This is a genomic window from Pedobacter sp. Bi27 (genome assembly GCF_918698255.1).
GTDB lineage: Bacteria > Bacteroidota > Bacteroidia > Sphingobacteriales > Sphingobacteriaceae > Pedobacter.
This window is the reverse complement of record NZ_CAKKMW010000003.1, coordinates 334,870-349,262: the sequence shown is the minus strand read 5'-3', so window position 1 is coordinate 349,262 and position 14,393 is coordinate 334,870. Positions and strand designations below refer to the sequence as shown.

At 38.0% G+C, this 14,393-nt stretch carries 8 protein-coding genes; 1 reads left to right on the top strand and 7 read right to left on the bottom strand.

Features of this window, described 5'->3' with window-relative positions; translation table 11 throughout:
* Nucleotides 1-284: 284 nt before the first annotated feature.
* The 6 genes from LQ227_RS11570 to LQ227_RS11545 form a co-directional block, all read right to left on the bottom strand.
* The gene (locus LQ227_RS11570) at nt 285-1,607 is read right to left on the bottom strand and encodes a DUF6089 family protein (RefSeq protein ID WP_230144503.1); all 1,323 of its coding nucleotides are present in this window, start codon (nt 1,605-1,607) and stop codon (nt 285-287) included.
* 397 nt (nt 1,608-2,004) lie between these two features.
* The gene (locus LQ227_RS11565; RefSeq protein ID WP_230149427.1) at nt 2,005-3,714 is read right to left on the bottom strand and encodes a DUF885 family protein; all 1,710 of its coding nucleotides are present in this window, start codon (nt 3,712-3,714) and stop codon (nt 2,005-2,007) included.
* 116 nt (nt 3,715-3,830) lie between these two features.
* Nucleotides 3,831-6,167 (bottom strand): GAF domain-containing protein, encoded by a 2,337-nt coding sequence (locus LQ227_RS11560; RefSeq protein ID WP_230149426.1) that lies wholly within the window; start codon nt 6,165-6,167, stop codon nt 3,831-3,833.
* A gap of 82 nt (nt 6,168-6,249) precedes the next feature.
* Nucleotides 6,250-7,971: a gamma-glutamyltransferase gene (ggt, locus tag LQ227_RS11555; RefSeq protein ID WP_230149425.1), complete on the bottom strand. Its 1,722-nt coding sequence runs from the start codon at nt 7,969-7,971 to the stop codon at nt 6,250-6,252.
* A gap of 91 nt (nt 7,972-8,062) precedes the next feature.
* Nucleotides 8,063-9,484 (bottom strand): TlpA disulfide reductase family protein, encoded by a 1,422-nt coding sequence (locus LQ227_RS11550; protein WP_230149424.1) that lies wholly within the window; start codon nt 9,482-9,484, stop codon nt 8,063-8,065.
* Nucleotides 9,485-9,537: 53 nt separating this feature from the next.
* Nucleotides 9,538-11,307, bottom strand: a complete 1,770-nt coding sequence (locus tag LQ227_RS11545) for a long-chain fatty acid--CoA ligase (RefSeq protein ID WP_230144498.1) — start codon at nt 11,305-11,307, stop codon at nt 9,538-9,540.
* A 253-nt stretch (nt 11,308-11,560) separates the two neighbouring features.
* Here LQ227_RS11545 and LQ227_RS11540 point away from each other — a divergent pair, with 253 nt between their 5' ends.
* Nucleotides 11,561-12,025, top strand: coding sequence for a hypothetical protein (locus LQ227_RS11540; protein ID WP_057933119.1), 465 nt, complete (start codon nt 11,561-11,563; stop codon nt 12,023-12,025).
* A 165-nt stretch (nt 12,026-12,190) separates the two neighbouring features.
* Here LQ227_RS11540 and LQ227_RS11535 read toward each other — a convergent pair whose 3' ends face one another.
* Nucleotides 12,191-14,125, bottom strand: coding sequence for a M61 family metallopeptidase (locus LQ227_RS11535; RefSeq protein WP_371824743.1), 1,935 nt, complete (start codon nt 14,123-14,125; stop codon nt 12,191-12,193).
* Between the last annotated feature and the right edge of the window lie 268 nt (nt 14,126-14,393).

Here is a 14,393-nt window from a genome sequence, read left to right as displayed (position 1 = left end):
ATATTCTCAAACATTCGATTTGCTACAGGAATCACTATGTGATAAAAGCTGATATGATAATCTACCTCCCTAGTTAAACAAGCATTACTGAGAATTGCGCTTGCGTTGCTACAACCCTACATCTCTTTATTCCAAAACCTGTCAGTTAACCTTATTTACTTTAATCACATTTAATTAATGTTCTAACTAAAATCTGATAGTGCTATAAGATATTTTGAGAAAAAATTTGTTACAAAAAAGCGCCCCAATAAATCGGGGCGCTTTAAAATGTATGTTAAAACAGACTAGTAAAGGGTAAACTCTACACGACGGTTTTGTTGACGACCAGCCGCTGTTTTGTTGGTAGCAATTGGTTGCCCCATACCATAACCAGTAGCCTCAATACGTGATGCATTTGCACCTTGAGAAACTAAATAAGCTTTTACAGATTCTGCTCTATCTTTTGATAAACGCAAGTTTAATTCTTTTGAGCCTGTATTATCTGTGTGGCCAGCTAATTTTAAGCTAAAGTTTTTCTGGATTAATAATGCAGCAACTCTGTTTAAAGAAGCATAAGATTTAGAACGGATGGTTGCTTTACCTAAATCGAACTCTAAGTTTTTAATCGCTTCGTTAACAACTTTACGATCTTCTTCTGTAACGATTACTTTCTCTACAACTTTTTCTGGAGTTTTTAACGGACAACCAGAACCATCAACAACAGTACCAGTTGGTGTATCAGGGCATTTGTCTAATTTATCTGCAACACCATCGCCATCTGTATCTTTCAAGATGTCGTTCATTTCTGAACGTAGTTTTGCATTTTCAGCCTTTTGAGCATTTAAATCAGATTTTAAACCTTCTGCAGTTTGTTTTGCTTTTAAAGCTTCATCGTACGTTAAAGCTACCGGATTATGGAAAGCCAATTGTTTTCCGGTACCTAAAGCAAACTCTAAACCAGCATATGCATAATTGTATTTATCGTTTCCGTTTTTGTAATAACCATCTAAGTTATCACCATCAACAAAGTTGATAGTCCAACCTAAATCTAAATTAACCGCATCAGAAATTTTAAACTTAGCACCTAATCCTACAGGAATGATCAACTCATTGATGTTATCCCCACCATTAAGTGTCGAAGTTCCAGCTGCTGTAGTAATAGTCGGTTTGTAGGCCGCAATACCAGCACCGGCAGAAGCGTAAAGCTGTAATGTATTCTCTTTTTTAAACATATCAATATTGAACATGTTTACTACAGCGTTTAAACTTCCAGAATAAGATAACTCTGTATCAAATGCTTTTACCGGAGAGTTGTTTACCAAACCACTTTCATAAGGCTCGGTATTATCTCCCTTTAATTTACCACGAACCCCATCTAAACGAAGAGAGAAATAAGGTGTAAATTGTTTTTTAATGTAAAGGCCATAACCTAAACTTGATTTGTTATTACTGAAATCATTTTTTCCACCTAATGGTGACAATGGAGTAAGTACACCAGCGTTTACACCGATAGACCATGTTCTGAACGTTGTTGTAGAAGTTGCAGGGCTTTCTTGAGCTGAAGCAACAGACCCGATGAGTAAACCAGCGAGTGCAACCGGGAGTGTTTTAAATAGTTGTAGTTTCATAAATTTTCTTTTAACGTTGAATAAGCGTTGGCACCCGTATTGCAATAGCCATACCAAAAATACAAGCATGTAAAAATACTTATCAACTTTTCAACACTAATAAACGGTTACGTACGTTGAATAAAACTAAAAGACACGTTATAAAACAGTAAGCGCAGCGTTTAAGCTCTCTAGTTCTTCCAAAATCAAAATCTTTAATTTCAGGCCTCAATAGCCCTATTTTCTGTGGATATTTTACGAATGGCAGGAATCGGCAGTATCCGTCTTGATAAAATAAATCAATGCCAATTTATCAGGTTAAATAAGTCGCTCTTGCGAATCACGGATAAATATTTTATCAATCCCTTTGTCTGATCATCTATTACTTTATGTTATCTACACCTATGTCAAAATTGTACTATTTAATATCGCCGGCAAATTTCCATCTGGTACTGAAATTTTCGGGCAATTGCTGGTTGGTTAACAAGGCCCTTACCATTTCTACAGGCATGTTGTTTTCGTGCAATACACGATTGTGAAACTGAATATTGGTCATTTTACCACTTTGTACCAGCTCTTTGTGCAATGCCCTGAACTGTAATCCACCTAACATGTACCCAATTTGGTATAAGGGCCCATAACCTCCCGTAAACGATCTACGCACCTCTGCTTCTGCATTAGCACGCTCAAAACCAACACGATCTACCAAAAAATCGATACACTGCTGAGGCCTCCATTTGCCTAAATGGTAGTTCATTGAAAAAATGATACGCGCACAACGGTGCATGCGCCAAAAAAGCATTCCAATTTTATCTTCCGGAGATTTTGCAAAATTCTGGTCCCACAGCAACATCTCCCAATACAGCGACCAGCCTTCCGTCCAGAAAGGCGTACCAAATACTTTACGATAAGGTTTGTAACGGCTTTGCATAAAATACTGAAGGTTGTGCCCGGGAATAAGCTCATGAAAAACTACAGCTCTGGAAAAATGCTTGTTATTGCCACGCAAGGTCATCATTTTGGCATCCTCCGTCATATCTTCTGTTGGATAAGCAATTAATACGGATTCGCCGCCTAGAAAAAACGGCGCAAATAATTGTTCCTTCGGACTTAGCATGCGCATGCGCCAGCCTTCTTTAGCCAGGGCCGGAATGGCGATGAGTTTATTTTTCTCTACAAAGTCTATGGCTTCATTAGCCAGTTCATAAACCAGTTCGGGCTGCTTCCCCAATTCAGGATAATCTGTTTTTACTTTTTCCAGTGCTTTTTTCCATTCCTTACCAAAGCCCATTTGTTGCGAGGCTTTAAGCATTTCGGCATCACACCAGGCAAATTCTCTCATGGCAATGGCCTCAATCTGCTCAGGGGTATAAGCAATCATCTCATCCCTTAAGCTGCTTAATAAAGCTGTTCTTCCTATCGGATTTCCAATAATGCCACTTCCATCGTCTTTGGCATTTGACGGTTTAGCTATTTTACCCAGTGCATCAGCATAATCCTTTATGGCATCTACTACATCGGGATACACCGCTTTGGTGGCTTTGGTAAATTGCGGATCGTAGCCATCATAAAATTTATAAGCTTCGGTAAATACAGCCAGATATTGATTAACGGTTTCCTGCGCCCAAGAAGCCTGTACTGGCGTAATTGCCAGGTCTTTGTTTTCTACTGCTTTTGTGGTTTTCTGAATAGCCTCTTTCAGTTGTTCGAATTGTTCTTTGGTAATTTTACCATCTTGTTGCTGGCCAATTCTTCGCTTTGCTTCAAAATCCAATAATATTTTGGCAAAAGGCAAAGTAAAAATGCTGCTTCTAAATTCGGCGTAGTGCTGTTGTAAACTTGCCGAATCTGATCGGATATCGCGTTTAAGCAAAATATAATCTACCCTTTCATTTACAGTTAGCTTGTTAAAAGGCAATGCCTTTGATTGTTTTTGCCATTCAGCATAAAAGCGTTCCATCCGCTTAAAGTATTCTTCCGATCGCTTGAGCGTGTATTTACGGTTTAACATGGTCTCGTCTGATTGGTATTGATTAATCAGTGGACTCACCAGGCTGGCTTCATTAGTTTGAGCGTGTAATTGTAGGGCAACTGTTAGAAATAAAAACAGCGAAAATAGTTTGCGCATAGCGATTGGGGCATGTTTGATTAGCTAACGCAATATAGCTAAACTGCTAAGTATTTGCAGCAGGGTGCCTGTGTAACTTATTGAAGATATTAGATTAAAGGTAGCCTAATTAAATATTATAAAATGGTTAAGCGCAATGCCTTTAATCCACTTAGTCCCTGTAAATCTTCCAAATCAAGATCTTCGGTTTCGGATTTCAATACACCAGTTTCCTGCAGGTATTTTACAAAGGGCAGGTAATCGTCGATATCTCTTTTATTGAAATAGATCAATGCCAGTTTATCAGGCTGGGTAAGGCGCTCCTGCGAATTGCGAATGAGTATCTTATCGATCCTTTTTTTGATCATCTGATACCTGATATTGTAAGCGCCTTCTACATCGAACTTCCGCTCGTCGATCCTAAAACTAATGTCTATTGGATGGTTATGGATAAAGATAAGTTGTGTGGTGGCCAACTTAACGGCCAGATCGGGCTGGAGCTGCTGAACCATTTTGGCAATCTCAGCCATTGATGATAGTTGCCATAACCGTAGATTTTTAAGATGGAAGTGATTAAAAATCCGATCAGGAGCGATAGACTGCCCGATATAGATATCATATTCAACACCATCTGTCCTGAATTTTTCGAAATAACAGGGATAAGAATCTTGCAGTTTTTCGCGTTCACTTTCAAAATAATTGTTAATGGCTGTATTAATCAGCTGCATAGATGTTTCCAGCGCCTGACGGTGTTTATACACTTCGCCATGAGGCGCCGAAATGCGGTCAAGATATTTACCGATTACCTTTTGAGTATCAGGATGCGATTGGGAAATAAGCTTTAGGTAATCGCTGGTTTCTTCTTTAAGGAAAATATTGAGGCTGTTTTCATCAGTTGTGTTCAACTCGTCGCCCTGTAAAATATCACTCCACTTGTTGCAGTTAAAAATGATTTCTACCAGCAAAGCATCGCTATAAGTTTTACTCAGCTCTTCCAGCGTTTCACGAAATAGACTCAGGTGCAGATTCAGATCGGCCTTACTGGCTACATTGCGTTCAGGAGTAGAATTCCTAATATCTATTGCGCCATAAAAAGGGTAAACGTCTGCAAAACTAATATCCTCATTACGCTGTGGCAAATTCCTTTTCTTATTGTAAAGGTGGTGCCAGGCAGCTTCATTAAACTTCCATTGTACAGCAGGTTGGATAGAGGTATATTTTTCTTTGATGATGTTTTCAATCTCAAGATTAAACTCATCGATATAGACCTGTAAGAGTTGAGCAATAGGCGCTAAAACGGGCTCCAATAAAGTAATTTTCTTTTCATCGAAAGTTTCTCCAACCCAGGTGTGCATGCCTAGTACACCTACCAATATCTGGTTGTGAAATACAGGTAGGAGCGCCATCGATTTTACATTTAGCTCCCTAAACCTGTCTAACCAGGGAAACATCTCTTTGCTTTCGGCCCAGATATCGGGCGAATAAAAGGAATTCGGATTTGCAGCGTAACCTTCGGCAATCTGCCGAAAAGCTTCGGGACTTAAAGTTTCTTCACCCCATACCGAAAACAACAGACCACTTCCGCCTTTTACATACCCATAAACCATTTTGTTGTTTACCCTTACGAAAGGAAAAAGATCGAACTGGATATTGGCATTTTGCACCAGCACTTTAAGCGATTGTATCACCTCTCCATAAGCGACACCCTCACTGCCTGGCACACGGCTCAATCTTATACTTTTAATATTTTCTACCGCTTGCTTGGCAGTAACATCGGTAATGGTAAGCACTGAAATACCTCTAAGCTCAAAAAGAGTTAGTGGCAGCACCTGCTGTAGCTTATCCAATCCAGATTCTTCACTCAAATATAGTTGTAACTCACGGTAGCTAAGATCGGGCAATGGCTGCTTAGCCTTAACTTCGATAAAACTGGCATTTACACCGATATGGAAGTAACCTGGCAAGCCAGTATCAGCATTGATGCCTGAATGGTATTTTTCTTTTAAAGGTACATGAAATGCATATAATTCGTTAAGAATGAAGGAATAGATAAAATGCAGGTGATCATGCTGATGTTGCTCAAGCGTTTTTGACCCGGCAAAACTATTCTGATCTTTTTCTTCATGTTCAAGCAGTTCGTACATCAGCTCCGTTCCATAAAAAGTAATGGGCTGCATTGGTGCACAAAGCCCCCAAGCCTGATGGTCTTCTGTTAAAAGTGCTGGCGAAAGACAGGCATACATATGTTCCAGCAGTAATTCGTGCTGATAAATATCTTTGATAGCGATAACCTGTTCATCAATTCCCTGTTTTTTAAATTCTTTTAAGGCATTGCTATAAAGGGTAGATTTTACAGTTCGTTCTTCTTTAATTTTTCGCTGCAAGTATTTGATAAAAGGGCCAAAAGAGATAGCCGAATCTACCTGGGGTAAATCTGGGTAATTTCGGGCAAGATTAAATATGCGCTTCTTCATCTCTTTAAATTTTAAACCACACAACTAATTGAATTGCAAAAGATTGACTAGTGCTAAGATAAAAAATAGATGTGAGAAATTGCTACCAGCCAATGGCCTTATCATCTCCCCTTGGGTCGGCACCGCCCTGATAATTGCCCCATTTAGTTTTTAAGATGGCATCAACCCTGCCAATCGCACCTCTCGGTACAATTTTATAGCCTTTTGCTTTTAATTTTTCTAGGGTTAAACTATCGATGGCATCTTTTTCTATATATACTTCATCTGGTAACCATTGGTGATGAAACTTTTTAGCAGCTACCGCCGACTGCATTGACATGTCAAAATCGATTACATTTATAATGGTTTGAAATACAGATGTTATAATGGTTGAACCACCTGGGGTACCTACTACCATAAATAATTTTCCATCTTTCTCCACAATGCTTGGTGTCATAGAGCTTAACATTCGTTTATTGGGTGCAATTGCATTGGCTTCGCCACCCACTAAACCATACATATTCGGTGCGCCAGGTTTGACAGAAAAGTCGTCCATTTCGTTATTCAACAGAAACCCGGCTCCTTTTACAGCAACTAACGATCCGTAAGAACCATTTAAGGTAGTGGTAATCGAAACAGCATTTCCATGGCGGTCTACAATAGAGAAATGTGTGGTCTCTTCGTGCTCTGCCCCTTTTATTTCGCCGGCCAAAACAGCACTGCTTGGTGTTGCTGCTGCCCAGTTAAAGTTTGCCATACGCTTTTTATTATAGTCGGCGCTCAACATTTGCTGTTGCGGAACAGTATAAAAATCAGGGTCGCCTAAATGTGTTGCCCGATCGGCATATACTCTTCTTTCGGCTTCTACAATTACCTGAACTGTAGAGTCTCCATTATGCCCCCACTTTTTTAATGGAAAATTTTCTACACTTTGCAGCAATTGAATCAGGGCAATACCTCCACTTGAAGTTGGCGGCATGGTAATAATTTTATAGCCTCTATAGTTGCCTGTTATGGGTTTACGCCAGGTAGCGTGATAATTTTTTAAATCTTCTTTTGTAATAAGTCCATGGCCCCGCTGCATTTCAGCCACAAGCGAATCGGCTACAGCACCTTCATAAAAACCTTCCCTACCTTTTTTCTGGATCAGTTTTAGCGTATTGCCAAGCTCTTTTTGAACCAGAAGATCATTTTCCTGCCAGGTACTTTCTAAATTTACGAAGGCCGTTCCATCGGGATTAAAATCCATAAACTTTCTATGCAAACCATTCAATTCGCTTGCCTGCCGCTTAGTAATTTTGAAACCATCTTGCGCCAAATTTATTGCCGGCTGCAATACCTGTGCCCAAGAAAGCTTTCCATATTTTTTGTGTGCCTCTACCATACCATCTACTGATCCTGGTACGCCGGCGGCTAAATGTCCGTATAAACTTTTATCTACAATTGGATTGCCGGCAGAATCGAGATACATATCTCTGCTGGCTGCCGCAGCTGCTTTTTCTCTAAAATCCAAGGCATTTATTTCGCCGTTTGCGCCACGGTACACCATAAAACCACCCCCACCTATATTTCCCGCGTTTGGATAAACCACAGCAAGTGCAAATTGAACAGCAACAGCTGCATCAACCGCATTCCCACCTTTTTTTAAAATATCTATACCTACTTGCGATGCTTCCGGATGGGCAGAAACCACCATCCCATTTTTATATTCACCACTGTTGTTTTTACCCAATTGTCCGGTTACGCAACCAGCCAATAACAGCACAATACTTAGGTATATTAACGATCTTTTAATGTCATTGAGGGGCTTTATAGTTTTCTGCATCTTTATATATTTTTCTGATTACGTCATTATTTTTCTAAGTAATCATTTTTTTAATTTTAATTTTCGGATAGAAAAATACTTCCTTCTGGCGCTATAAATATTTACCAATTTGTGCGTATAATTTTTCTTTATCACTTGGCCTTAAAGCATTATCAACTACTAATTTCCCATTTTTAATAATTAAATAACGGGGTATTCCATAGCTCCCGTTTTTGCCCAATTTATCACTCAAATCTTTTCTCAGGGCTTGATTAGTTCGAATATGATTGCCAGAAAGTTTAAAATATTTTATCATCTCCTTCCATTGCTGCGCTGCATCATCTTTATCAATGGAGATAAAAAGCATGTCAACCTGTTTTGCTTTGAGAAATTTCTCCAGATCCTTACTATATTTAAATTCTTCTTTACATGGCCCACACCAGGTTGCCCAAATATCAACAAATGCCGTTTTGTCTTTAAATTCGCCGATTAAACTATCCAGGCTATTTACTTTATCGTAGTTGGCCAATATTTTTTGCTCAGGTTCAAAATCCTTTTTTACTTCGTTGTGGTAAGCTATAATCTTACTGGCCATTGGTTGCAAATATGGTGTAAAATTACTTTTAGGGTAACTGGTTTTAAATGAATCGAACAAATCGACCAATACTTTCTGATATCTATTTTGTAACATCTCATCATATAGAAAAGTAGCCAGCAAAAACTCTTTCATTTTGCCTGTAAAATTATCTTCGAAGGTTTTATATATAATTTTAAAGCCAGTATTCTCATCTTTTTTGGGCAATTCAGCTCCTTTTTTTAGCGGGATGTAGTAATTGAGATAAGTATTTGCGTAATACTTGGCGTGGTAATAAAAATCTGGGTAAAAAGCATCCTGAAGATTGTTCATTGAATACTTTTCATAGGCATCTGCCCACATTTTATCCAAATCGTTATTTATTTTTTGCTTTGTGCTTAAAACTATCATTGGGATAGCAGCTTGCAAAATTATCTGTTCAGTTGAAAAATACCTTTTTATTTCGTTATAATAGTTTGTGGAAATCTTTTGTTTAGAAAATAGCTCAGTATAAGGCTTTAGGGCTTCACTCTTATCATTTTCTAGCAATTGATACAAACCAGCTACAGTGCTATCTTTCTTATAATAATCTCTGGCTCTGTATTGATAAAAATCGGCATTCCTCCTGTTAAAAAGTAACATGCCTTCCTTATTTTTATCGCTCTGTACCAAAATACCTTTATCGAAAACTAAATTCGTAGTACCTGGCTCTATTAATACTGTATTATTGTTAATTCTTAACCAAGCAAGTTTATTAATCTTTAAAGAATAGTTTACTGTACTATCATCACCAAATTTAATCTCTTTTTTGGCAGGATAAAACCATGTATCATCCACAGGAATCTGGATAATTACCGTATTATTTTTAGCATTTAAACTTTTAATATTAAGTTTTGCTTCTTGCGCAAAAGAATTTATTGCACCTGTAATTAGTAAAATAAATAAAATTATCCTTTTCATAATTTGGCTGTTATTAAGGCTATTTTTTCACCAATCCTTACTTGGAAATCTTTCTATGGTTTATAACCTTCCGCATCTTTATATATTTTTTCGATTACCTGATTATTTTTCTCGGTAATCACTTTTCTTTTCAAACTTAATTTTGGGGTAAGCTCACCGCCATCTATGCTCCACTCTTTTGGTAACAGCGCAAATCTTTTTACCTGTTCCCATTTACCAAAACCTACATTTGCCGCTTCGATAACCTCGTTATATTTAGTGAGTACCTGTTCGTTTTTAATAATCTCTTCGTTCGAGGTAAAAGTAATGCCTTTTCTTCCAGCCCAGGTTTTTAAGGTTTCGAAATTTGGAACAATCAGTGCAGAAGGGAACTTTCGATTTTCGCCTAAAACCATAATCTGTTCGATAAAAATTGATTCTTTATATTTATTCTCCAGCATTTGTGGGGCAACGTATTTACCGCCTGCTGTTTTAAACATTTCTTTTTTACGGTCGGTAATTTTTAAAAAGCGACCATCAACCAGTTCTCCAATATCTCCGGTATGGAACCATCCCTCATTATCTACCGCCTCATCTGTTAAATCAGGTCGGTTGTAATAACCTTTCATTACCTGGTGCCCACGAGTTAAAACTTCGCCATCCTGTGCAATTTTAACTTCCACACCTTTAATTACTTCACCAACGGTGCCGAACATGGTTCCTCCGAAATGGTTAACGGTAATTACGGGTGAAGTTTCGGTTAGTCCGTATCCTTCAAAAACAGGCATACCCGCGGCCCAGAAAATTCTGGCCAAACGCGGATTTAGCGCTGCTCCGCCTGATACAATCACTACGATTTCGCCCCCTAAAGCTTCCTGCCATTTTTTGAAAACCAGTTTACGGGCTATCCCAAGCTTGAAATTATACCAGCCCCCCGCATCAATTGTATACTTTTCGGCTAAAGCTACCGACCAGAAGAAAATTCCTTTTTTAATCCCTGTTAATGCTTTTCCCTTTTCCATTATCTTATCGTACACTTTTTCGAGAAGCCTTGGAACGGTAGAGAATACATTGGGTTTTACATGCTGAATATCAGCAACAATGGTTTCCATGCTTTCGGCATAATAAACTCCTGTATAATTAAATAGATATAGATAAATGATCATCCGCTCGAAAATATGCGAAAGTGGCAAAAAGCTTAACCCTTTTTTAACGCCTTCGGGTATCACCACAGCCGAGTTAACAAAATTTGCCACCAAGTTATGATGCGTTAGCATTACACCTTTTGGCGTACCTGTAGTGCCGGATGTATAAATTAGGGTTAATACATCCTCGGGGGCAACTGTAGCGCGATATTCTTCTAAATCAATATCTGTACTCGCTTTGCCCAATTCAATTAATGTATTCCAGTTTTCGGTTTCTGTAATTTCTTTAAAACTATAAATCTTAATGGCTGGGTTAATTGCATCGGCACAAGGTTTAATTTTTTTATACAAATCTTCGTCGGCTACAAATATAATGGCGATTTCTGCATCTTTTAAGATAAACTGGATATCGTGCTCGGCCAGGGTTGGATATAAAGGAATCTGATAGGCACCGATCTGGTTGGCTGCGAAATCGGCAATATTCCACTCAGGTCGGTTATGCGACATTACAGCAACCCTGCCTCCTTTGCCTATGCCTTGTTTAATTAATCCGCGGCTTAGGTTATCTACGGCTGTACAAAAATCGGCTGTACTATAATTTATCCATTTTCCGTTAATTTTTCCGCTGATGAATTCTTGCTTTGGATTTTCGAGGCTATATTTCAAAAGATCAAAAACCCGTTTAATTTCTGCCGCCATATGAATTGTTTATTATTTGGTTAAGTTAAAAAATCAAACATAAAGATTAACATCTATATGCCTTTTTAATAAAAATAATACCTCGTAGTTAATAAAACGCTGTATTTACTTTTCGTAAAAAATATTTAAATAAACTTAGTGATTACAAAATTACTATGCAAGCATTGTTTTTTATCCTGATGGATTTTTACCAAAAAAACAGAAACGGCATTAAAGTTGTTAGGCAGATAATTATTTACAAAACATTTAAATTATGAAAAAGTTATTTACAATTTTAGGATGCATTGCATTGTTTGCCCTTACTACAACAAACGTTAAAGCCCAAAACTATAAAACCGGACTAGGTTTAGGTATTGACTTTGGTGATGGCGCTACACTGGTTGGTCCTTCAGTTAGACATCACTTCAGCCCTAAAGCTGCACTTCAAGGTGAAGTTTTATTTGGTGGAAACTCTACTATTATTCAGGGATTTCTTCAATACAATTCATCTATCCCTGGTGCAAAAGGTTTAGACTGGTATTTAGGTGGTGGTCCGTCGATTCAATTGTATGATGGTGGTTCTAGTTTTTACCTGGTTCCGATGGTTGGTTTAGATTATAAATTCTCTGGCGCACCATTGGCATTGGCTTTAGACTGGAGACCAAGACTTTACATTGGCGACAACGATAGCGATTTTAACGCTGGAAGATTTGGCCTAGGTTTTAGATATACTTTTTAAGCGGAGGGCGTTTGGCGCTGAGCGTTGAAAGACTAAAGCTAAAAGTCCAAAGCCTAAAGATGAAAGCCTAAAGCAAAAGTGTAAAGGCATAAAAAATCCCGTAAGATGAATTCTTACGGGATTTTTTATTGAACTGAAAATTGAAAACTTTTAACTGTGAACTGACTAAACGCCTGTCCATTTTTTTAACACTGCTTTTTGAGCTGGTGTTGCATTTTCGTTTACGGTTGCTTTTAAACGTACATTTGGATTTTCTTTCAAGCTTAAAGAAATTTCTTTTTCAAGTCCATCGCGGATTACTTTAACCGTTAGCTGATCGCCAATTTTTTTATCGGTAATGATGGGTAAAATATCTAAAGAAAATTTCGGTTCTTTTAACTTCACATTTTTCAGTACATCACTTAATGATGAGCCATCAATCAGTACAATTACATCGTTAACATTTAAACCACTTACCCAAGCTGCTGAGTTTCTGGTAACCGAAGTTACTTCTAAACCTTTAGTAGCCAACTGAACTGCTGCACCACTAACCGGTTTACCAGGCGTTGCATTTTCTGTAGAAACATCAACACCGGCATATGCGAAATATTTTACATAGTCTACATCATCTACACCATTAACATACTTTGCCCAAAAGTTAGTAAAGCTAATTCCTGATATCTTTTCAACCATTGCTTTAAACTCTGCATCGGTATAGCCGCGTTTTAAAGTTTTGCACTGCAAATACATGGCTTTCATTACATCATCTAAACTTTTAGCACCTTTGGTAGCGTTAATGATTTCGAGATCCATCAAAATACCGATCACTTCTCCTTTATTGTAGTAAGAGATGGAATTGTTTTTTGAATTCTCATTCGGACGGTAGCCAATAATCCATGCATCATAACTAGATGAAGCAGCTGACTGATATTTAGCACCAGGGGTATTTAATACTGTACCAACACCGCTGGCCAGATCTTTCAAAAATTCGTTTACATCTGTAAAACCTGCTCTGTGCAAATATTTATTTTCGTAATACGATGTAAATCCTTCAGCTACCCAAAGGTTTGTGGTGTAATTTTCGTTGTCATAATCAAAAGGGCCTAATGCTACCGGGCGTAGGCGCTTAACATTCCAAAGATGGTGATACTCATGTGCAACCAGGCCTAAAAAGCCTTTATAACCTTCGGCAGTATTGTAGGCATTTCTTGTAGCGCCTAAAGTGGTAGAGTTTAAATGCTCTAAACCTCCTCCACCTTTCAAGAAATTATGAACAATGAAGAGGTAATATTTATTAGGGTTTTCGCCATAAACTGCAGTTTCTTTTTCTACAATTTTAGCCATATCTACTTTCAGTTTCTCTTTATCGTAATTACCACCGCCGTACATGGCTACTTCATGGCGAACACCAGCAGCTGTAAATTCGAAAATATCCTGATTACCCACTTCAATAGGGCTATCGTAAAGAATATCAAAATCGGTAGCTTTATAGGTGAATTGCGCTCCAGCAACAGGTGTTAAACCAGTAGAAACTTTACTCCAGGTATTAAAAGGAATAATTTTTACAGTGCTTGGCGATTTGATCATGCCATCAGGATGCATAAAAATCCCTGTTGGAGATAAGAAAGCGTGGGATTCGTCGATAAAAGGTGTACGCACCGAGATTTCGAATGCATAAACACGGTAGTTGATCTGGATATTGGCAGCCTTGGCTGAGAAAATTCTCCAGGTGTTTTTCCTTACTTTTTCAACTTTTACGGCTTTACCTGCTGCAGTAGCCTTAAATTCTTCTACACTTTTTTCAAACTCACGAACCAAGTAAGAACCAGGTGTCCAAACAGGCATTTTTACATCTACATAATCTTTTGCCAAGCCAGAAATATTCATCTGAACTTCAGCATAGTGTGCCTGTGGTTCTTTAAAAGAAACCTCAAAGCCTATTTTTACCTGCGCCTTCGCTGCCATAATACACGTTAGTAGTAAAACTAAACTTAAAATTGATTTTTTGTTAAACATATTGATATTGACTGTGTTTTGCTGCAAATTTAGATTTATTGGCGGGGTTTTGAAAGAAAAAGCCAGCGGCGATGTAAAATAGTTGTTTCCCTCAGATTCGTTCATGGTTAATGGGTGATATTTTTTTAGCCAATCTAACCCTAGAAATCAATTGACTTTCTCTTCTCTAACTTAGTTTAGGGATATAAAGGCTCATTATATTGTATTCTCAGCCAGATTTACTCCAAACTGAAAACTGCCAACTCCAAACCGAAAGGCTGTAACATCCTTAATACAACAAATTTAGGACTAAACTATTTGAATATTTTTACGCTCTAATTCTAGAATATTAATCTTATTTTAATGTTCGGAATACGCACGACACAAAAAGAAA